This window comes from Devosia epidermidihirudinis, assembly GCF_000971295.1.
Taxonomy (GTDB): Bacteria; Pseudomonadota; Alphaproteobacteria; order Rhizobiales; family Devosiaceae; genus Devosia; species Devosia epidermidihirudinis.
On sequence record NZ_LANJ01000016.1, the window covers coordinates 454,325 to 475,050 of the forward strand.

Genomic DNA, 20,726 nt, shown 5'->3' on the forward strand with positions numbered 1-20,726 from the left:
ATCACTCGTGTGGCTTGATGGTTTTCATCAGGATGGTGGGATCGGTCGAGGGCGTCGCGATGGCGATGCCGATGCTGGCCACCGTGTACCGGACGCGCCGCAACGTCTCGCGCGCCGCCGGGCCCTTACGGTCGGCAACGCCGGTAGCGATGGTGTCGATGACGCCCATGTGGGCGTAGCGTGATGGTGTCGGGATCAAAACGTTTTCGTCTTCCCCGATGACGATGGGAATGAGGATATCCGCGCCCTGCGCAATCGGGGTGTCGGGGCGGGTTAGCGCAATCGTCGTAGCGCCAAACGAGTGGGCAATGTCCACGGCCTCCGCGACGGCCTTGGAGCGTCCGCTGTTGGAGATCGCAATCACCACGTCGCCCTGTGTCAATGTCGCCGCCGACATGCGCTGCTGGTGGCCGTCGGTATAGGCGGACACCGGTATGCCGATGCGGAACAGGCGGAGCTTGGCGTCTTCGACAAGGCTCGCCGAGCCGCCGCCCTGACCGTAAATGTCAATGCGGCGCGCATTGGCCAGCGCATCGATGGCACGCCCGACCGCTTCGGTATCGAGGGCGTTGAGGGTGTCGCGCATGGCGTTCATGGCGCGCGTCATCACCGACTGCGCCAATTGCCCGATATCGTCGGAGAACTGCCGTTCAGGACGAAGATAGGCTGCAGCAACGGTGAGCGTCGTCGCCAGCATCACCTTGAATTCTCTGAAAGAGGCGCAGCCGACTGAGCGGCAGAACCGCGTGACGGTCGGCTGGCTAACGCCGGCCAGCGTCGCCAACTCGGCGATCGTCATGCGTGTTGCCGCGTCATAGTCATTGCGAACGGCCCGCACGACTTGCCGCTCTGCGGGTGACATGTCGTTCTCCACCCGCTGCATGCGAGACACCACGTCAATCACTTCCGATTGCGTTGCTTTCTTGGGGTGGCTTGCGGCGGTTTTGGCGGCCATCTGCATCGGTTTCCGTTCGAAGATGTAAGAAATTTAATTACAGGCATCGGGATTGAATGCAAGCGCTGTCGTCCCTGTTTGGTTGCCTCGTCGTGGTGATCTGGCCTCTGTATGGAGTTTCATATGCCGGGAAACCAGCGTAAATGCTGACATTATCACGAAATGCCTAGATCGAGTAATACTAAAGTCCAATCGTTTGGTCTGTGAAATTCTGTTTCAACTTTGACAGGGAGTTGGCGTGCCATGACCGAGGAGGGTTGGTGGCGCTTGCCAGTAGAATGCAGGGGAGGGGCAGTATGCTCGCTGCAAGCGGGTCGTCGGTTGACGCCCAGAATTCAGTCAAGATGACCGTGGATGGAGCTTCAAAGTTCTATCAGACCCGCTCCGGTGGGGTGCATGCGCTCGACGACGTATCGATCAAGGTGCGAGAAGGCGAGTTCCTTTGTCTGCTGGGGCCCTCGGGCTGCGGTAAGTCGACCTTGCTGTGGTCGATGGCGGGTCTGCATGGGCTGAGCGGCGGAGAAATCCGGCTGGGCTCGGAAAAGATCACCAAACCGCATCCCGAGATCGCGATGATCTTTCAGGAAGCCAACCTGCTGCCCTGGCGCAATCTGGCGCGCAATATCGAGCTCCCCTTCGAAATCAAAAAGCAGGACCCGGACCGCGAGCGCATCAACAAGCTGCTCAAGCGCGTGGGACTTGAAGGCTTCGAAACCAAGTATCCGCGCGAGCTGTCGGGCGGCATGCAGCAGCGTGCCTCTATTGTGCGCAGCCTCGCCGTCAATCCATCGGTGCTGCTGATGGATGAGCCCTTTGGCGCGCTCGATGCGTTCACCCGTGACGAGATGAACCTGCTCATCCAGGAAATCTGGATGGAGACCGGCAAGACCATCATCTTTATCACCCACTCGATCAGCGAGGCCGTGTTCTTGGCTGACCGGATCGTTGTGATGTCGGCCCGTCCCGGCCGCATCGCCAATATCGTGGATGTGGACCTGCCGCGTCCGCGCCCCGTGAAAATTCAGACCACACCGGACTTCCTGGATCGCGTCGAGGCCATCAAGGCCATGATCGACCATCGTCCCAGTTAACACAGTCCACGCCAGGAGTATTAGACATGGACAGCGCGTTGCAGGACAAGATCCCGACGTTTGGTGCCAAGGGCCAGAAGGCAGACGTCAGCCTCGGCGGCGGCATGAGTTCGCTGATGAGCGGGCCAAGCCGGTCGGCCTTCGAGATTTTCATCATCATCATGGTGGCGGTTGTCATTATCGGGGGAACCGAGCTGGCGATCCGCCTGCTTGAAGTGCCGCTCTATATTTTCCCACCTCCGAGTGCCATCGGCATGGCGCTGGTCACCGAGTGGCCGTTTCTGTGGCCGCATCTGGTGACGACGCTGTGTGAACTGCTGATCGGCTTTTCCATAGGCGCATCGGTCGGGTTCGTGCTGGCTGCGGTCATCACCCAGTTCCCGTTCGCCGAGAAAATCATCACGCCATACATCCTGCTGCTGGTGACCACGCCCATGCTGGCGCTGGTGCCGCTGCTGGTGCTGCGGTTCGGGTTTGGCTGGGAGCCGCGCATCATTGCGGTGGCGCTGGCATCTGGGCCGATGGTGATGATCAATTCTGCGACGGGCTTCCGCCGTGTTGACCTCGCCAAGATTGCCCTGGCCCGCTCTTTCGGGGCCTCGACTTTCCAGATCTTCACCAAGATCCGCATTCCCATGGCCATGCCCATGATCATGGTTGGCCTGATGGTCGGCTCGATCTTTGGCCTTCTGACCACGGTTGGTGCGGAGATGGTGGGGGGCGCCGAGGGCCTCGGCAATCGGCTCAACTATTACTCGTCGATGATCCGCATGCCGCAGTTTTTCGCAGTGATCACCCTGCTCGCGGTCATCGGTATCTCGATCTACGTCATCTTCTTCCTGATCGGGAAGAAATGGACCAGCTGGGAGTCCTGACCCCCAGCACCACCCGGCTGAGGGGCCGGGTTCAGAAGAAACATTGGGAGGAGAACGCAATGTCCAATTTCTTGACTACTGCTACGATCGGCCGTCGCCGCCTGTTGCAGATTACGTCTGCTGGTATCGCCGTGTCTGCCCTTGGGCTCAACACCAGCGGCGTCTTTGCGCAGGGGCAAGCCGTCCGCTGGGTGTCGCCCCGCGGCACACTCGAAGTGGTCGATGACTTCGCCTATTGGGTGGCCAAGCGCATGGGCTATTTCGATGACGTCGAAACCGTCATCGAAGCCGGTCCGCAGGATGGCACCGCAACGGTCAAGCTGGTCGATCAGAACCAGTCCGATTTCGGCTATCCATCCCCCGGCGTGCTCTCGCTTGGTCTGGAGCAGGGCATGAAGCTCACGTCGGCCTTCCACATCATGGCTGGTGACGTGTTCGACTTTGCCTTCCAGAAGGGCAAAGCTCCGGCCGATCTCAAGGGCATGGAAGGCATGACGGTCGTGCTGGGTTCTGCCGGTTGGCAGTCCATTGCTGACCCGATGCTGGCCGCTGCCGGTGTCGACATCAGCACCATCAAATATGTGGAAGTCAGCGCCTGGGGCCAGGCCCTCGCGCAGGGTCAGGCCGATGCGGCTCTCACCTGGGAAGGCTTGCGCGCCCAGTGGCGCGGCCAGGGCTTCGACTTCGACTATCTGCTCGGCAAGAACGCCTCGGTGTTCCCTGCCAACAGCTTTGTCGTGCGGAGCGCCGACCTCGAAGACCCGGCCAAGGTTGACCTGTACACCCGCTATCTGCGCGGCTGGGCGCGTGGTCTGGAATTCGGCTGGCTGAACCCTGCCGCCGCAACACAGATTGCCATGGAAGAGTTCCCCGGCCTTGCGACCCAGATGGACCCTGCCGCAGCGGTTGAATCGCTGATGCAGCAAAGCGCGCTGATGCACGCCCATTGGGATCGTCGCGGCAAGTGGGGCTTCCATCTGCAGGACAGCTGGCAGGCCTATTTCGATGCGATCCACAAGATCGGTCAGGTCTCTCAGGCGTTCGATGCGTCCAAGGTCACGACCAACATGCTGATCGATGGCGCCAATGATTTTGACCATGCCAAGGTCAAAGCCGATGCCGAAGCTTTCGTGCTGTCTGCAGACTATGCAGCCGTCGACGTACCGGCCATCGAAGCGACCATCTGATCCTTCAGGCGGGGGCTTCGGCCCCCGTCACTTCTCATTGCATTGCGGGAGCAGACCGTGTTCGAATTCGATCACGTGGGCATCACCACGACCACAAAACAGCCCGAGGAAGACTGGGTTGAACAGTCCCGGATCTGGGTCACCAATCCTCGAAACCACCCCCAGCACATCGAGTTTCTGCGCTATGCGCCCGATAGTGGCGTGCCGGCTCTCGTGCGTGACAATCCTCACGTGGCCTACCGCGTCGACGATCTTGCTGCGCGGGTCGCAGAGGCCGACGAGGTGCTGATCGCACCCTTCGCGGTCGGTGACTTTCTCGAGGTCGCCTTTGTGCTCAAGCACGGCGCGGTGTTCGAATACATGCATTACCTCAAAGACGGCTGGTTCGGACAATGAGCTACAATGCAATTCTGACCTACGCGTGGGACCTGGCCGAGCACGGCACCAACGCGGCCGTGGCATCGTTCGCCGATATGGGGCTTGATACGGTCTCCATGGCCGGCAGCTACCACGCCGGCAAGTTCCTCCGGCCTCAGGGCAAGACTGGCAAGGTCTATTTTCCCGAGGATGGCACAGTCTATTTCCGCCACAACGACGCGCGCTATGGCGCGATCAAGCCGATCGCAAATACGCTGCTGCAACAGTCCGATATTCTGGGTGAGCTGTGCGCCAACGACGCCATGCATACCAATGTCTGGTTGGTTCTGCTGCACAATACTGCACTTGGCATGCGCCATCCCGACAGCGTTGTGCGCAACGCCTTTGGCGACCCCTATTACTACAACCTCTGCCCGTCGGCCCCGGCGGCGCGCGCCTATGCCATCGGGCTGGCCGTCGATGTGACGGAGAGCTATCCGGTCGCCGGCATTTCCGTCGAAGCGCCGGGCTTCACGCCCTATGCCCATGGCTACCATCACGAGATGAGCTTCGTGCGGCAGAACCCGTGGTTCGAGAACTATATGGGGCTGTGTTTCTGCGATCATTGTATTGCGGCAGCGGCCAAGACGGGGCTCGACGCGACGGCGCTGAAGCACCGTGTCGCGACCCAGATTTCAGAGTTCCTCGAGAGCGATATCGATATTCCCGATGATATGGGCCGCGCCTTCTGGCAGGCCGATCTGCAGGGTGATGCCGAGCTTTCGGCCTATCTCGATTTCCGCTCGGCGCAGGTGACCTCGCTGATTGCTGAAATCCGCGATCGCGTCCGCAAGGATGCCAATGTGGCCGTCATTCCATCAGTGGCCCGCCCGACCGCGGGCGCCTGGTATGAAGGCACAGACCTCAGAGCCATCTCCAAGCGCACCGGCATCATCGAGGCGTGCTTTTATGAGCCCAATGCCGGGCGCATCGCTGCCGATCTGTTCGGTCTCAAGCGCCGCGTGGCGCCGGGGACAACAATTCGAGCAATCCTCCGCCCTAGCTTTCCCGACATCGAAAACAAGGCGGAGTTTCTTGCCGCGGTCGATAGCCTGGTTGCGGGCGGTGTAACCGATCTGGCCTTTTACAACTGGGGCCATTTGCGTCGTCGCAACGTGGACTGGATTGGCGAAGCGCTGGCGCGGGTGCGGCCATGAATTCGTTCGCGGGAAAGACGGTCGTCATTACCGGCGCGGCGGGTGGCATTGGGCAGAGCCTGAGCCTCTGGTTCGGCCAGCGCGGTGCACGCATTATCGGCATCGACAAGTCGGTCAATGCGGCAGCGGCCCTGACGGCACTGGAGGACAATGGCATCGACGCCATGTTCCTGCGCCTCGATATCGGGGACATCGCCGCCGTGGCCGAGGCCTTCGGCGAGCTCGATCGTGTCGATGTGCTGATCAACAATGCTGGGTATTCCAACCACCATGTGCTGCGCCTGACCACGCCCGAAAGCTGGGCCGAAGAGATCAACGGCAACCTCAACGGGGCGTTCAATTGTGCCCATGCGGCCATCGAGCGGATGAAGCCGCAGGGTGGTGGCGCCATCATCAACATCGCCTCAGTCAACGGTCAGTCTGCGCTGGGCGATCCCGCCTATAGCGCGGGCAAGGCGGGCATGATTTCGCTGACGCGCACGCTGGCGCAGGAGCTGGGCAAGCACGGCATCCGCGCCAACTGCGTCATGCCGGGCACGGTGCGCACCCCGCTCTGGCGCGAGCGGGCGCAGAAGGATCCCGAAGTGCTCAAGACGCTTGAGCGCTGGTATCCGCTGGGCCGCATCGTCGAGCCCAAGGAAGTGGCCGAAGTGGTGGGTTTTCTGGCGTCGGATGCGTCCAGCGCTGTTTCAGGGGCTGTCATCCCCGTCGATTGCGGCCTCAGCGCCGGCAACATTGTCATGACACGCGAGCTGACGCTCGAAGATCTGTGAGGGGAAATTCATGTCTCAACTGCGAATTGGTATCATTGGCCTGGGTTGGTTTGGCGAAATCCACGCCGAGACCATCATCGGCATTCCAAGCCTGAAGCTCGATGCCCTGTGCACGCGCAATGCCGAGCGGCTGGCCCAGCAGGGCGAGAAGTTCGGCGTGCAAAAACTCTATGCCGACTACAATGACATGCTGGCCGATCCCAATATCGACGCGGTGTCCATCTGCACCATGTGGGACCAGCACACTGAGCCAGCCATTGCCGCGCTCAAGGCTGGCAAGCACGTGTTCCTGGAAAAGCCCATCGCCTCGACAGTCGAGGATGCACGCAAGATTGTCGCCGCCTCCAAGGACTCCAAGGGCATCCTGTTTATCGGCCACATTGCGCGCTTCAACCCCCGTTTCCGCATGGCCAAGCAGGCCATCGACGCGGGACGCATTGGCAAGATCGTAGCGCTGAGCTCGCGCCGCAACATTCCGGCGGCCTGGACCCCGGAAATTCTCAACAAGATTGGCCCGATTGTTGGCGACGCCATCCACGATACCGACCTGATGCTGTGGTTGACCGGCGACAGGATTGTCTCGGCCTATGCCCAGACCGTCAGCGTGCGCGACCTCAAGAATCCCGATATCGGCCAGACTATGTTCCGATTTTCCAGCGGCGCAACTGCGACGCTGGAAACCGTGTGGTGCATGCCGGAAAAAACGCCCTTCGATATCGACGAGCGCATGTCGATCATCGGCACGGAAGGCATCATCCACATTCAGGATACCTTCCCCAATCTGGCGATCGTCGACGACAACAAGCTGCATAGTCCCGACACCACCTATTGGCCAGAATTCGACGGCGTTCGTGGCGGTGCGCTGCGCGATGAATTCGACTACTTTACCCGCATGGCGCTGGCTGGAAAGCAGCCCGATATCGGCCGTCCGGAGGATGCGGCGGCGGCGCTGGAGGCCTGCCTGGCCGCCGAAGAATCCGCGCGCAGCGGCAATGTCATTCGCATTGGTTAGGGGAGAAACCGCATGAGCAAGCTTCGCGTTCTGGTCGTTGGACTGGGCAATATGGGTATGAGCCACGCCCTCGGGTACACGCGCATCGATGGCTACGAGGTCGTCGGCGTCTGCACCCGCAATATCGACAAGGTCAATCTGCCAGAGGCCTTGCACGGTGCCGAGAAGTTCTCCGACTTCGACACGGCAATGGCAACGCTGAAGCCGGACGTGGTGTCGATCAACACTATGCCCGACACCCACGCCGCCTATGCTATCAAGGCCATGGAAGCGGGCGCACATGTGTTCGTGGAAAAGCCGATGGCACTCACCGTGGCCGACGCGCAGGAAGTGGTGGAAACCGCCAAACGCACCGACAAAAAACTGGTGATTGGCTACATCCTGCGTCAGCATCCAAGCTGGATCAAATTCATCGAGATCGCGCGCGAACTGGGTACGCCGCTGGTGTTCCGCATGAACCTCAACCAGCAGTCCAACGGGGAAACCTGGGCCTGGCACAAGCGCCTGATGGACAGCTTTCCGCCCATCGTCGATTGTGGCGTGCACTATGTCGACGTCATGTGCCAGATGACCGATGCCAAGCCGATCAAGGTCCACGCCATCGGTGCTCGCCTTACCGACGAAGTGGCCAAGAACAATTACGGCATGCTGCAGGTGCAGTTCGATGACGGCTCGGTGGGCTGGTATGAGGCCGGTTGGGGCCCCATGGTCAGCGAGACCGCATTCTTCGTCAAAGACGTGTTTGGTCCCAAGGGCTCGGTGTCCATCGTCATGGCCGAAAACGCCAGCGGCGTGAAATCGGACGATATCAACGCCCACACCAAGACCAACCAGATCCTGCGCCATTATGCCGACATGTCCAAGCCAGACGAGCGCATCGACATGACCGACGAGCCTGACCACGATGATCTGTGTGAACGCGAACAGCGCTATTTGCTCAAGGCCATCACCGAGAACATCGATCTGAGCGACCACATGGAGGATGGCGTGCAAAGCCTGCGCATCGTGCTCGCCGCCGACGAATCCATCCATACGGGCGAAGTCATCAAGCTCTAGTCATCACCACGCCCCGGCACCACAGCGCCGGGGCGCACATCTCCTGTCGCGTCTCTGTTGTCTAGGGCGACTGGAAATTATCGCCGGATGCGATATGAGGAGCGTCCTGTTTACGCGGTGGCACGGCCATGTTGCGTGAAACCGTTCGGCTCCCCAGCAAGGCACGCATCTATGACCCCAGACTTCCTCGTCACCCATTCCGGTGGTTTTCACGCTGACGAGGTGATGTCGTCCGTCATCCTGACCAAGCTGTTTCCCGCAGCGCAGATCGTGCGGACGCGCGCGGCGGAATGGATTGCTCCGGCGGCAGACCGTATCATTTATGATGTGGGCGGCGCCTATGATGCCGAAGCGCGGATTTTCGATCATCACCAGCGTGGCGCCCCTCGCCGGGAAGATGACCAGCCCTACAGCTCGTTCGGTCTGGTCTGGAAGCATTATGGCCGCGACTACCTGACCGCGTCGGGCATTGCCGCCGAGCACCTCGACGCCATCCACGCCAAGTTCGACACGACCTTCGTGCTGCCCGTCGACCTCGTGGACAATGGCGCGCTCGATGTATCGTCGGCTGGTGTGCTGGTCGGGCTGACCCTGCCGGCGCTGATCGAGACGCTCAAGCCAGTGTTCGACGAAACCGATCCCGAGGCTGAACTGCGTGGCTTCATGGGCGCTCTGGGCATCGCCCGCAGCTTCGTTGAAGCCAATATTGCCCGCAGCGCTGCCAAGTTGCGCGCGGAAGCTCTGGTGCATCAGGCTATCGTTGCAGCGGGTGAGAGCCGCATTCTGGAATTGCCGATGGGCATGCCGTTCCGCCCCGCCGTCATCAAGGCGGGTGCCGATCACCTGCTGTTTGTCGTCAATCCCCGCGACAAGGACTGGTCCCTCACCGGCATCCGCAAGGCTGATGAAGGCTTTGAGCTGCGCGCCGACCTGCCGGTCGCCTGGGCGGGTCTGACCAATGGGGATCTTGAAGAGGCATCCGGCGTGCCCGGCGCTGTGTTCTGCCACAATGGCCGCTTCATCGCCGCAGCCAAGACCCGTGAAGCCATTCTGGCGATGGCCGAGATTGCTGTGCGCGAAGCGCTGGCCAGCGCTGCCTAGAACCCGATCAGCAGCTTGATCGCTATTGCCCACATGGTGATGGCGATCAAGGCCTCGAGCACGCGCCACGCGGCGGGTTTGGCAAAAACCGGCCGCAGCCATGTCGCGCCATAGCCGAGGGCAAAGAAGAACGCGAAGGACGCCGTAATCGCGCCAACCATGAACGAGGTTTCGCGTCCCGGATAACCGCTGGAGACCGTGCCGAGCAGCATGACGGTGTCGAGATAGACATGCGGATTGAGCCAAGTCAGCGACAGGCAGATCGCAATGGTCGGCCACAGGCCCATTGATGGCACAGCCTCGCTGCCGAGCGCACCATTGTGCCGAAAGGCGGCGTAGAGGCTTTTGGCGCCATAAAGAAACAGGAACGCCGCACCACCATAGCGCATGACAGGATCGAGCCAGGGCAGCAGCGCGCCGATGGTGCGAAAGCTGGTGACACCAACGGCGATCAGGATGGCGTCGGAGACGGCACAGGTGAGGCAGACGGCAAGCACATGCTGGTTCTGCAAACCCTGCCGCAGCACGAAGGCGTTTTGCGCGCCAATCGCGACGATGAGGCTAAGGCCCATCATCAGTCCGGTCGCATATACTGAAAGGTCCATTCTGCCTGCACTCACCGCGTTGGAGGCCCTCCCTCTAGCGCTGCCATCGTGCTAAGCCAAGATAATGCTTCTAACGTCAAGTAAGCGCAGCTAAGCCATGATCGACTATCAATCTCTGCGCGCTGTCGCCGCGATTGTACGCACCGGCAGCTTTGAAAAGGCTGCCAAAAGCCTCAACGTGACACCGTCGGCGATCTCCCAGCGCGTCAAACAGCTTGAAGAGCGGCTGGGCGTGGTGCTGATCGAGCGTGGCAATCCCTGCACCGCAACAGAGCGCGGCGAGGTGCTGTGTCGGCACATGGAGCAGGTGGGTATGCTGGAGCAGGGGCTGTTCGAGCGCTTGCCTTCGCTGCGCGACAACGGCGAAGGCAGTCAGAGCGTTACGCTTCATATCGCCACCAACGCCGATAGTCTCGGCACCTGGTTTGTTGACGCCATGGCCCGCTTCACGCGACTCTCACCTTATCTGCTCAACATCGCTGTCGATGATCAGGACCACACGGCCGAGTGGCTGCAGCGCGGCAAGGTGGTGGCTGCGGTCACCAGCCTTGAAAAGCCAGTGCCCGGCTGCCGCTCCATCCCCCTCGGCACCTTGCGTTACCACGCCACTGCTAGTCCAGACTTTGTCGCGAGCCATTTTCCCGATGGCGTCACCGCTGCTGCGATTGCCAATGCCCCGGCGCTGACCTTCAACCAGAAGGATCGCCTGCAGAGCCAATGGATCCGTCTGGCATTTGGTCACGACATTGCCCATCCAAGCCATTGGCTGCCCTCGACGCATGGTTTTGTCGATGCGAGCCTTTCCGGCATGGGCTGGGGCATGAACCCGAGCCAGTTGGTCAGGGAGCACCTCAAGTCCGGTCGCCTCGTTGAGCTTGTGCCCGGACTGACGCTCGACACGCCGCTGTTCTGGCAGGTCAATAGGCTTGCCGCTGATCAGCTATCGACGCTGACCCGTGAGGTCGTCGCGGCGGCTCGGAACAGCCTTCTGCCCGCCTGAGAAATCGCTGCTGGGAATATCGACAATCCCCGCGCGGGGGCGATAGGCTCGTCTCAGAATTCACACTGCGCCGTCCGGCGCGGCTGTCTCCACCACAGGACACATCATGACCTATCGCGCGGCCAATGGCCGATACGAAACCATGCAATATCGCCATGCCGGTCGCTCGGGCCTGAAGCTGCCGATCATCAGTCTTGGTCTCTGGCAGAATTTCGGTGGCGCGCGCGATTACCCATCGGCGTTTGAAATGCTGGGCGCCGCCTTTGATGCCGGCATCACCCATTTCGATCTCGCCAACAATTATGGCCCCCCTCCCGGCTCGGCCGAAGAGCTGTTTGGGCAGGTCTTGGCCCGCGATTTCAAGCCCTATCGCGACGAGCTGATCGTCTCTTCCAAGGCTGGTTACAGCATGTGGGAAGGCCCCTATGGCGAATGGGGGAGCCGGAAGAACCTGATCGCCTCGGCGGATCAGTCGCTCAAGCGCCTTGGGCTCGATTACGTCGACATCTTCTATTCGCACCGCTTTGATCCCGCGACGCCGTTGGAGGAAACTATGGGCGCGCTGGCGACCTTGGTGGCGCAGGGCAAGACGCTTTATGTCGGCATTTCCAATTATCCCGAAGCCGAGACACGGCAGGCCCACGCCATTCTGAAGTCGCTCGGCGTACCCTGCATCCTGCATCAGCCCAGCTATTCGATCCTCAATCGCTGGATTGAAGACGACAAGACCGTAGATGCTTGCGGTGAACTCGGCATCGGCATGATCGCCTTCTCGCCGCTGGCGCAGGGCGTGTTGTCCGGCAAATACAACACGGGCGATACGGCTGGCGCGCGCGGCACCAGCAACAATCCGTTCCTCAAGGCCGACAATATCAAGCCGGAAACGCTTGAGGCTGTCGGCAAGCTGGCGGCTATCGCCAAGTCACGTGGCCAGAGCCTGCCACAGATGGCGCTGGCCTGGGTGTTGCGTCGTCCGGAAATGACTTCGGCACTGATCGGCATTCGTACGCCGGCGCAGCTACACGACAATCTCGGCGCACTGAACAATCTGGACTTTGCCGATGAGGAAATCGTCGCCATCAACGCAGCGACGACAACGGGCATGGTCCCGTCGCATCCGCGTTGGTGGTAACAGCAATGCTGGCCGAATGGGGAACCGTCCGGTCAGCCTAACTGGCTGATGGGGTCCAGTCGGTCATCTGCAGAATATTGCCGCCCAACTTGGCAAAGGCGCGCTGGCGACAGGAGAACACTACGATCTGCTGGTCGCGCGACTGGCGATGCAGCGCATCGAACATGCGCTCAATGCGGTCATCATCGGAATAGACCAGCGCATCATCGAGAATGACCGGGGCCGGACGTCCGTCGCGCGCCAAGAGGCGCCCAAAGGCCAGCCGGGTCAGAATGGACAACTGCTCGCGCATGCCGCCGCTGAGCCGGTCCACATCCTCATCCTGCCCCTTGCGGCGCACCGACTGCGGCAGCAGCGTGTTTTCGTCAAAGGTGATCGAGATGTCATCGAACAACAGCCCGATCAGCGGCAGTAATTCCGTGATGACGGGCTTGAGATAAAGATCGCTCGCTGCCGAACGGGCGGCGACCAATGTCTTGCGCAGACGATCGAGAACCGCCACTTCGGTTTCAAAGCGTTGCACGCGTTCGCTGGCGGCGGCCAAGGCATCCCGTGCCTCGAGCCATGCTTCTTCCACGGCTTCGTCCGACTGCGTGCGGATCTGTCCGTTCAGCTCGGCCAGCACCACGCGCAGTTGCGCGGCTTCCTGATTGGCGGCGCTATCCACCGAGCGGGTGCGGCGCAAGGTGGCCTCGGCGCTGGCGAGGTCATGGGCAGCACTGCGTAGCGGCGCGAGGCGGGCGGTGGCGGCATCGAGCGCCGCCTGCTGTTGATCCAACGCGGCACGTAACTGAGCTTCCCGCTCACCACGGCTGGCGATGGGGCCGAGTGTCGCGTCGAGCCCCTTGAGCGTCGCGTCGATGGTCGCGTGGCTGGTCTGAGCCTCGACCAGAGCCTGATCGGCCTGCGCACGACGTGGCTGGATTTCGCGTACGGCATTGCGACTACTGGCAACTTCAGCGGTGGCGGTGGCAAGGCTGGTGCGAACCTGTTCGGGGTCGGCCTTGAGCTCTAGCGCGCCCGCGCTGATGCTGTCGAGCCGAGCGACCTCGTCGCGCACGTGCTGAATGCCCTTGGGCGCCAGATCGCCGAGGCGCTGAACAGCCAGATCGCGCTCTCGTGTCGTGGCCTGCGCCTGGCTTTGCTTTTGGCGGGCAGCGTCGAGGCTGTTGACGCCCAGGCTAGCCAGCATTTCCTTGTGCTTGCGCTCGGTTGTTTCGATAGCCTGATCGGCTTGCGGTGGTCGATTGGAACGCAGCGTCAGTGTGCCGACACCAGCAATGTCCAGCCGCACCGACCCGGCAAAGCCACGATCTTCGCCGTCGGCAACGGTATCGTCCGCAATACTGACCGTGCCCGACTTGCCATCGGCATAGTCCATGCGCAGCGTTGGCAGAGTGGCCGCCTGCGCAGCGCGCAACCGCACTAGGTCGATCTCCAGCGCCTGCAATTGCTCCACCGCATTGGCGGGCAGGGTGAGCAGCGCAAGGGCCGCATCACCGTCTTCCACCTGCTGACGCGCGGCCTCGGCCTGTTCAAGCCGAGTGCGCATGTCGCGCACCTGTTCGGCGGCTGCACGCGCTGCCAAAGCGGCATCGAGGCGGGTCAGCAGATCGCGCGTTTCCTGTTCGGCCAATTCGGCTGCGGCGACGGCGGCGCTTGCCCGCTCGCTATCGGCGAGGGCGGCGGCACGGCGTTCAGTGGCTGCATCGCGCTGGGTCATTGCCTGGGCCAATTGTCCCTCAAGCTCTGCCGCACGCTGTTGGGCGGCACGATAGGCGGAAAGCGCATCGGCGGCTGCGGTATGCCGATTGCTGGCAAGGGCGGCTTCGGCCTCGGCAGCTTTGAGCGCATCGCTGTGCGACTTGGCAGCTTCAAAGGCATCCTCGGCAGCCGATATCGCCTGCTGGCGCTGTGCGGCTTCTTCGGCATTGTCCAGTTCGGCCAGCCGAACCAAGGTCTGCCGACGTCGATCCAGCGCCTCGCGTAGGGCGGTGACTTCTGCACCAAGGATGTGCGCCTGTTCGGTCAACCGCTGTTGGGCCTCAAGCGCCGCCTGATAGGGGCCGCCCGTTTTGGGGCGACCGGTCGCAGTCACGAGGCGGTTGAGTTCTTCCTCGCAGGCGGCGATGACTTCGGCCATGCGGCGGCCGCCGGTCAACGCTTCGACCTCGCCCTGAACGGAGGTGAGGAGGCTCTCGCGCACGCGCTTATCGCCTTCTTCTTCGCTTTTGCTGCGCTTTTCAATGCCGGTCAGGCCCTGACGCACCCAAAGCAATCCGGCAGGCCCCGCCGTGCCGCCCCGGATCAACTCGCCGATAAAAGCCTCGGCCTCATCAGCCTGGGCAATAAGGCGGGAGGTTTCGAGATCGACCACGCTGGCGCGCTTGCCGCTGTAATATTGCTTGGTCAGGCGATAGCGCCCGGAAGCGGTGGAGATGTCTGCCTCGACCAGGGGGCTGCCGCCGCTATAGGGGCGCAGCATCTGGACGCCCGAAGCCGTGCCGGTATGGGGATGGAAGAACAGTGCGTGCAGCGCCTCAAAACAGGTCGACTTGCCATGTTCATTGGCCGCGGTCAGCACATTGACGCCGTCGCCAATACCCTCGATGGCGACGCCGCGCCCGGCGAAGCGCTTCACATTGTGCAGGCGGAGGGCTGTGAGCTTCATGCCTCGATGGTCTCGCAATAGGAGAACAGGCGCACCAGCGCCTCCCGGGCAATCAGACGCTCGGCGCTCGACTGGCTGGCGTCCTCGCTCTGTTCCAGTAGCGCCTGCGCAGCCTCGCGGAGCGCCCCGGCGCGGTCGATCTGATCGAGATCGCTGGCTTCGCAATCGGTGGCGAGATCAGTCTCGTCGAGTTCGAGATGGGCAAAATCCGGTTCCGCCTCGCGGATCGCACTAGCCAACGCCATGCGCGACGCAAGGCGCGTCCGCCCAGATGCGACAACGCGGAGCAGCGTTTGACGGCGCGCCGTGCCAGTGGGGAGGCTGATCGTGAAGTCCGTGGCGCCATCCTGCCCCGACAACAGATCGAGCGGCAGTGTGCTCCACACAAAGCTACCTGTTTCGACTGGCCGAATATCCGGAAGCGCGCCTGCTCCGGCAATGCTCACCGCCAGCGCTTGTCCGGGTGTGTCGTGCTTGAAACGGTCGGGCTCGGGCGTGCCAGAATAGCGGGTGCGCTCATTGACGCTGACCTGTCCGTGCCAATCGCCCAGCGCCAGATAGTCGAGGCCCGCGCGGGCGGCGCGGTTCGGCGCGATGACATCGGAGGCGGCGGCATCCTCGGAGAAATCCTGGATCGCGCCATGGGCAAGGCCGATGCGGATAGTGCCTTCGAGCGTCGCTGCGCCATCCATCCAGTCGCTGAGATCGCGGCCGGGACGGCGGGTGGTGCAGGGCGCGGGCAAAACCACGACGCCGGGGGCAAGCTCAAGCGGCGTGGCGGTGGTCGCCAGCGTCACGTTGGCAGGCGATGCGCTGCGGGCGGCGTTCCAGAGTTCGTCGGCGAGCAGGGAATCATGGTTGCCCGGCAGGATCACCCAGTGGATGGGGGCATGATGGCCCATTTCGGCCAGTGCTTGCCGCAGCATAGCGGGCGTCGGCGTTTCGGTATCGAACGTGTCCCCTGCCAGAAGGATGGTCTCGGCGCCCTGCGCCCGGGCCTGTGCCGCAAGACGGGTGAGGGCGCTGTGACGCGCCTCGCGCAGTCGCCCGCGCAGGTCTTCGGCCATATTGCCGAAGCGCTTACCGATATGCAGGTCCGAACTATGGATAAAGCGAAACATGGGCCCCGAACGTTTTCTACACCCATGCCTAGCCTTGTGCGGGTTTGCGCCGCAAGGGGCTTAAGGGATACCACCCTCCGCCAGCACGCAGTCGGGACGCGCCTTGTCCCAGGCAATCTCGATGGTCGAGTGGATGATGCCATACTGCGCAAGCAGCTCTGCCTTGGCGGCCTGGGTCACCGCATCGGGGTCAGCGCCTTGCGCCAGCGCGATCTCAAGCGTTGCGACGGGCTTGCCCGAGGTGATCGACCACACGTGAACGTGACGCACCGCCTCCAGGCCCGGCACGGCTGCGAGCAGTTGACGGCTCAAGTCTTCGATCACCACATTGGGAGGCGTACCTTCCATCAGGATGTGAAGCGAGCCGCGGAACAACCGCCAGGCGCTGCGCAGAATGAGCAGGCACACCAGCACGGACAGGATCGGATCGATTGGCATCCAGCCGGTCAGCCAGATGATAACCGCCGCCGCGATGGCCGCCACCGAGCCGAGCAGATCGCCGAGCACATGCAACATGGCGCCGCGGATGTTGACGTGATCCTTGTCGCCACGCGACAGCACGAAGAACACGCCGATATTGACGAACAGCCCCAGCACCGCGACGATGAACATCGGCCCGGCCAGCACTTCGTGCGGCGTAAACAGGCGTTGCACCGCCTCGTAGGCAATCCAGCCGACCAAGGCGAAGAGGGTAATGGCGTTGACCAGCCCCGCGACCACTTCGAGCCGCATATAGCCAAAGGTGCGCTGGCCATCCGAGGCGCGGCGACCAAAGCGGAATGCGGCCCAGGCCAGCAGCAGCGCGGCAGCGTCGGTCAGCATGTGTCCGGCATCGGCGATCAACGCCAGCGAGCCCGACATCACGCCCGCGACGATCTCGGCGACCATGAAGCCGGCGGTCAGCACAAAGCCGATCAGTACCACCCGTTCATTGCCCGCGCCGACCGTGGGCGCATGGCTGTGATCGTGGCCTGAATGGTCATGGCCCGAATGGTCGTGCCCGTTCTCGGTGTGGTTGTGGCCTGTAGCGTCATGGTCATGATCGGCGTGATCATGGTCCGCGTGGTCATGCTGTCCGCTTTCGCCAGCCGTGCTCATCGTCGATCCTTCTCATTCATTGCTACATATGAATACATGTTCATATATAGCAATCAAGTGAAATCGGCGAGGCAGCTTTAGGCGTCGCTGTCCTCGCTATGGTCTTCCATGGCGTGCGCAATCATGTCCGTCAGCATATGGGCGATATGATCGTCCGCCGTTTCGTAGAACACCTGCTTGTTGCGTCGGGTTCCGCGCACCAGCCGCGCGCCGCGCAACAGGCGCAGGTGATGGCTGACCAGCGACGGAGAGGCATTGACGGATTTGGCGATATCGCCGACCGCGATGGGCTCGCCCAGACACGCCAGCAGCACGCGCAACCGCGTCGGATCGCCCAGCAGGCGATAGGTTTCGGCGAGGTCGGCGATCTGGCTGTCGCTGGGCGTGGTCATGCTTTTACTCAATGGGGCTTGCTGTCCCAGAGGTAAGGCGCTTTGCCCCATGACGCCAGAGGGGTGGCTCGAACGGGCGGCGCGTGGCAAATTGGCGGACAATCGAGGAGCCCGCCCCATGACCTTTCGCGCATTGGTGACCAACAAGGATGCCGAGGGCAAAGTATCCTCGGGTGTTGAGCAGGTGGAAGAGGCGCGTCTGCCCGAGGGCGACGTTACGGTCGACATCGACTGGGCCGGGCTCAATTACAAGGATGGGCTCTGCCTCACGGGCGCTGGTGGACTGGTGCGGACCTATCCCCATGTCGCGGGCATCGACTTTGCCGGAACGGTGAGCGACAGCCAGTCCGACCGCTATGGCTTGGGCGACACGGTGGTGCTCACCGGGTGGCGCGTTGGGGAGACGCAATGGGGCGGCTATGCCGAAAAGGCGCGGGTCAGGGCCGACTGGCTCGTGCCGCTGCCGCGAGGTTTCAGCACGCGCGACGCCATGGTGATCGGCACGGCGGGGCTGACGGCGATGCTGGCGATCAATCGGCTGGAAGCGGTTGGCCTGAAGCCCGATGGCGGCGAAGTACTGGTGACGGGCGCCGCGGGCGGCGTAGGCAGTGTTGCGGTGACCCTTCTGGCCAAGCTGGGCTATCAGGTGGCGGCCTTGTCGGGGCGGGCGGAACATGCGGCCTCGCTGCTGGCACTGGGCGCCTCGAGCGCGGTGGATCGCGACAGCTTTCTGGCCGAGCCTGATAAGCCGCTTGAGACGGCGCGCTGGGCCGGGGTGATCGACAATGTCGGCGGCAAGGTGCTGGGCAAGGTGCTCAAGCAGGTGAAGTACGATGGCCTTGTCGCCAGCATCGGCAATGCCGGTGGGATCGGGCTTGAGACTAATGTGCTGCCGTTCATCCTGCGTGGGGTGACGCTGATCGGCATTGATAGCGTGATGCAGAAGTTCGAGACCCGGGTGACGGCGTGGCAGCGGCTGGGCGAGCTGTTCGACTTTGAGGCCTATGGCGCGGGCAATGTCACCGAGATCGGGCTGGAGCAATTGCCAGAGGCAGCGCAGGCGATATTGGCGGGGCAGGTGAAGGGGCGCACCTTGGTGAAGGTGCGCTAGCCCCTACCGATATCCAGCCGCCTGCAATTCAAACAGTTCGGCATACCGTCCGCGCATCGCCACCAGATCCTCGTGCGAGCCGGACTCGAGGATGCGCCCGTTCTCCAAAACCAGAATGCGGTCGGCCATGCGCACGGTCGAGAACCGGTGCGAGATGATGACGGCGGTCTTGCCGGCGGCCAGACTCTTGAAGCGTGAGAACACTTCCGCCTCCGCCTTGGCGTCGAGGGCGGCGGTGGGTTCGTCGAGGATGATCAGATCGGCGTCGCGCATATAGGCGCGGGCAATGGCGACCTTCTGCCATTCACCGCCCGAGAGGTCGCGGCCTTTCTTGAACAGACGGCCCAGTTGCTGGTCATAGCCTTGTGGCAGCTTGGCGATCACCTGATCGGCAAGGCTGCGCTCGGCGGCGTCGGCGATCAGGTCCATATTCTCCTGCTCGGCGATCCGCCCAACCCCGATATTCTCCCGGGCGGACAGGCTATAGCGGATGAAGTCCTGAAAGATAACGCCGACATGGGCGTGAATGTCTTCGATGCGCATGGCTTTAAGGTCAATGCCATCAATGGTGATGCGGCCTTCATCTGGATCGTAAAGCCGGGTCAATAGCTTGACGATCGTGGTCTTGCCCGCGCCGTTCTCGCCGACCAAGGCCAGCGTCTCACCGGCCTTTAGCGTGAAGGACAAGTTGCGGATCGCCCAGCCTTCGGTATCGGGATAACGGAAGCCGACATTGTCGAAGACGATGCCTTTTTGGATCGGCTGCGGGAACGGCTTTGGGTTCACCGGAGAGAGGATTGTCGGCTCGATCTCGAAGAACGAGAACAGGTCGTCGAGATACATCGACTGGCCGGCAATCTGGGTGAAGCCAAGCAGGATCTTCTGGAACAGCCCATTGAGGCGCAGGAACGAGCCCGACAGGAACGCCAGATCACCAATGGTGAAATCGCCGGTGATGGTGCGCCAGACGATGAAGGCATAGGCGCCATAATAGGTCAGCGTCGAAATGGCCGAGAACAGCGCGCCCCAGGCGGCGCGTTTGGTCGAGAGGTCGCGGTTTTCGAGATAGATGGTGTGAGCCAGCTGCTTGAAGCGGGCGATCAGGAAATCGCCGAGCCCGAACAGCTTGAGCTCCTTGGCCGTTTCGGCGCTGGCGCCGATATAGCGGATATATTCCAGCTCGCGCCGTTCCGGCGTGCGCCAGCGGCTCATGAAATAGGCCAGTGTATTGAACCGTGTCTCGCCCCAAATGGCCGGAACAAAGCTCAACGGCAGCAACAGGATCAGCCATGGCGCGTAAAAGAACAGGCCGGCGGCAAGGGTGACGACGGTAATGATGTCCTGCGCCTGCCCAAACATCTGGCTGAGCAGCGCATTGCGCCCAGCGGCCTGTCGGCGGGCGCGCTCCAGCCGGTCCTGATATTCAGCGGACTCGAAATGCATCAGGTCGAGCTTGGCGGCATGTGCCATCAGCTCGACGCTGACCGTGTTGGAATGGAGCTCGGACAGCACCGAGTCCACGAGGCCGGTGGCGCGCGACAAGAGATCGGATGCGATGACCAGGGCCAGCTCGATCCCCAGGAATAGTATGACGCGGGACAGCTCGCCGCTGGCCCACCAATCGCCAAATCCGGCGCCGGGATGGGCGCCTGTGCTGAGCCGTACCACCTCATCGATGATCAGCTTGCCCACGTAGAGCATGGCGATGGGCTGCAGCGATGAGATCAGCCTGAGGCCAATGCTGGCGGCGGTCAGCGGCTTACTGGTCCGCCAGATCTGCGCCACCAAACGCCCAAGATGGCGCAGATTTTCAATGCGTTCGCGGAAGGTCGGGGCTTTGTCGGGGATCGGCGGTGGGCGGCGGCCCGGAAGATCGGTCATGCCAGCAATATAGGCGCGCGCTGGTGAGGCGGGAAGATGTTGGATAAGCCCAATTTATTACGGTTTGGAAAGCTGGGGGCGGGGCAGTTGC

General features: G+C 62.1%; 19 protein-coding genes. 12 read left to right on the plus strand and 7 right to left on the minus strand.

Annotated features, from left to right (window positions below; genetic code table 11):
- Nucleotide 1: 1 nt before the first annotated feature.
- The gene (locus WH87_RS10500) at nt 2-955 is read right to left on the minus strand and encodes a MurR/RpiR family transcriptional regulator (protein WP_197410775.1); all 954 of its coding nucleotides are present in this window, start codon (nt 953-955) and stop codon (nt 2-4) included.
- Nucleotides 956-1,251: 296 nt separating this feature from the next.
- Between WH87_RS10500 and WH87_RS10505 the strand changes: the two genes are divergently transcribed.
- The 9 genes from WH87_RS10505 to WH87_RS10545 all read left to right on the plus strand — a co-directional run bounded on the left by WH87_RS10505 (nt 1,252) and on the right by WH87_RS10545 (nt 9,624).
- A complete protein-coding gene (locus WH87_RS10505) occupies nt 1,252-2,046 on the plus strand; it encodes an ABC transporter ATP-binding protein (RefSeq protein WP_046139203.1) in 795 nt (264 codons plus the stop codon).
- Nucleotides 2,047-2,072: 26 nt separating this feature from the next.
- Nucleotides 2,073-2,921, plus strand: a complete 849-nt coding sequence (locus WH87_RS10510) for an ABC transporter permease (RefSeq protein ID WP_046139202.1) — start codon at nt 2,073-2,075, stop codon at nt 2,919-2,921.
- Between the two features lie 59 nt (nt 2,922-2,980).
- Nucleotides 2,981-4,108 (plus strand): ABC transporter substrate-binding protein, encoded by a 1,128-nt coding sequence (locus WH87_RS10515; RefSeq protein WP_046139201.1) that lies wholly within the window; start codon nt 2,981-2,983, stop codon nt 4,106-4,108.
- Between the two features lie 57 nt (nt 4,109-4,165).
- Nucleotides 4,166-4,504 carry a hypothetical protein gene (locus tag WH87_RS10520; RefSeq protein WP_156458197.1) on the plus strand — a complete coding sequence of 113 codons (339 nt, stop codon included), beginning with the start codon at nt 4,166-4,168 and terminating at the stop codon, nt 4,502-4,504.
- The gene (locus WH87_RS10525; RefSeq protein WP_046139199.1) at nt 4,501-5,682 is read left to right on the plus strand and encodes a hypothetical protein; all 1,182 of its coding nucleotides are present in this window, start codon (nt 4,501-4,503) and stop codon (nt 5,680-5,682) included. Before WH87_RS10520 ends, WH87_RS10525 begins: the two co-directional genes overlap by 4 nt.
- Nucleotides 5,679-6,455, plus strand: a complete 777-nt coding sequence (locus WH87_RS10530) for an SDR family oxidoreductase (protein ID WP_046139198.1) — start codon at nt 5,679-5,681, stop codon at nt 6,453-6,455. Before WH87_RS10525 ends, WH87_RS10530 begins: the two co-directional genes overlap by 4 nt.
- Before the next feature lie 10 nt (nt 6,456-6,465).
- Nucleotides 6,466-7,467, plus strand: coding sequence for a Gfo/Idh/MocA family protein (locus tag WH87_RS10535; protein ID WP_046139197.1), 1,002 nt, complete (start codon nt 6,466-6,468; stop codon nt 7,465-7,467).
- A gap of 12 nt (nt 7,468-7,479) precedes the next feature.
- A complete protein-coding gene (locus WH87_RS10540) occupies nt 7,480-8,523 on the plus strand; it encodes a Gfo/Idh/MocA family protein (protein WP_046139196.1) in 1,044 nt (347 codons plus the stop codon).
- Nucleotides 8,524-8,694: 171 nt separating this feature from the next.
- Nucleotides 8,695-9,624, plus strand: a complete 930-nt coding sequence (locus WH87_RS10545; protein WP_046139195.1) for an MYG1 family protein — start codon at nt 8,695-8,697, stop codon at nt 9,622-9,624.
- On the opposite strand, the gene WH87_RS10550 is transcribed toward WH87_RS10545, so the two are convergent.
- Complete coding sequence (locus WH87_RS10550) at nt 9,621-10,229, minus strand: LysE/ArgO family amino acid transporter (protein WP_046139194.1); 609 nt, start codon at nt 10,227-10,229, stop codon at nt 9,621-9,623. The genes WH87_RS10545 and WH87_RS10550 overlap by 4 nt on opposite strands.
- Nucleotides 10,230-10,326: 97 nt before the next feature.
- On the opposite strand from WH87_RS10550, the gene WH87_RS10555 reads away from it, so the two are divergent.
- Both WH87_RS10555 and WH87_RS10560 read left to right on the plus strand, forming a co-directional pair.
- On the plus strand, nt 10,327-11,229 hold the full coding sequence (locus WH87_RS10555) for a LysR family transcriptional regulator ArgP (protein WP_046139193.1): 903 nt from the start codon (nt 10,327-10,329) through the stop codon (nt 11,227-11,229).
- 106 nt (nt 11,230-11,335) lie between these two features.
- Nucleotides 11,336-12,361 (plus strand): aldo/keto reductase, encoded by a 1,026-nt coding sequence (locus WH87_RS10560; protein WP_046139192.1) that lies wholly within the window; start codon nt 11,336-11,338, stop codon nt 12,359-12,361.
- 37 nt (nt 12,362-12,398) lie between these two features.
- Here WH87_RS10560 and WH87_RS10565 read toward each other — a convergent pair whose 3' ends face one another.
- The 4 genes from WH87_RS10565 to WH87_RS10580 all read right to left on the minus strand — a co-directional run bounded on the left by WH87_RS10565 (nt 12,399) and on the right by WH87_RS10580 (nt 17,643).
- Entirely contained in the window at nt 12,399-15,032 is a 2,634-nt protein-coding gene (locus WH87_RS10565) for an AAA family ATPase (protein WP_046139191.1), read from the minus strand.
- Nucleotides 15,029-16,153 (minus strand): metallophosphoesterase family protein, encoded by a 1,125-nt coding sequence (locus WH87_RS10570; RefSeq protein WP_046139190.1) that lies wholly within the window; start codon nt 16,151-16,153, stop codon nt 15,029-15,031. Before WH87_RS10570 ends, WH87_RS10565 begins: the two co-directional genes overlap by 4 nt.
- 60 nt (nt 16,154-16,213) lie before the next feature.
- Complete coding sequence (locus WH87_RS10575; protein ID WP_082092624.1) at nt 16,214-17,251, minus strand: cation diffusion facilitator family transporter; 1,038 nt, start codon at nt 17,249-17,251, stop codon at nt 16,214-16,216.
- A 77-nt stretch (nt 17,252-17,328) separates the two neighbouring features.
- The gene (locus WH87_RS10580; RefSeq protein WP_046139189.1) at nt 17,329-17,643 is read right to left on the minus strand and encodes an ArsR/SmtB family transcription factor; all 315 of its coding nucleotides are present in this window, start codon (nt 17,641-17,643) and stop codon (nt 17,329-17,331) included.
- A 118-nt stretch (nt 17,644-17,761) separates the two neighbouring features.
- Here WH87_RS10580 and WH87_RS10585 point away from each other — a divergent pair, with 118 nt between their 5' ends.
- Nucleotides 17,762-18,754 carry an MDR family oxidoreductase gene (locus tag WH87_RS10585; protein ID WP_046139188.1) on the plus strand — a complete coding sequence of 331 codons (993 nt, stop codon included), beginning with the start codon at nt 17,762-17,764 and terminating at the stop codon, nt 18,752-18,754.
- A gap of 3 nt (nt 18,755-18,757) precedes the next feature.
- On the opposite strand, the gene WH87_RS10590 is transcribed toward WH87_RS10585, so the two are convergent.
- Nucleotides 18,758-20,635, minus strand: a complete 1,878-nt coding sequence (locus tag WH87_RS10590; protein ID WP_046139187.1) for an ABC transporter ATP-binding protein — start codon at nt 20,633-20,635, stop codon at nt 18,758-18,760.
- Nucleotides 20,636-20,726 lie beyond the last annotated feature (91 nt).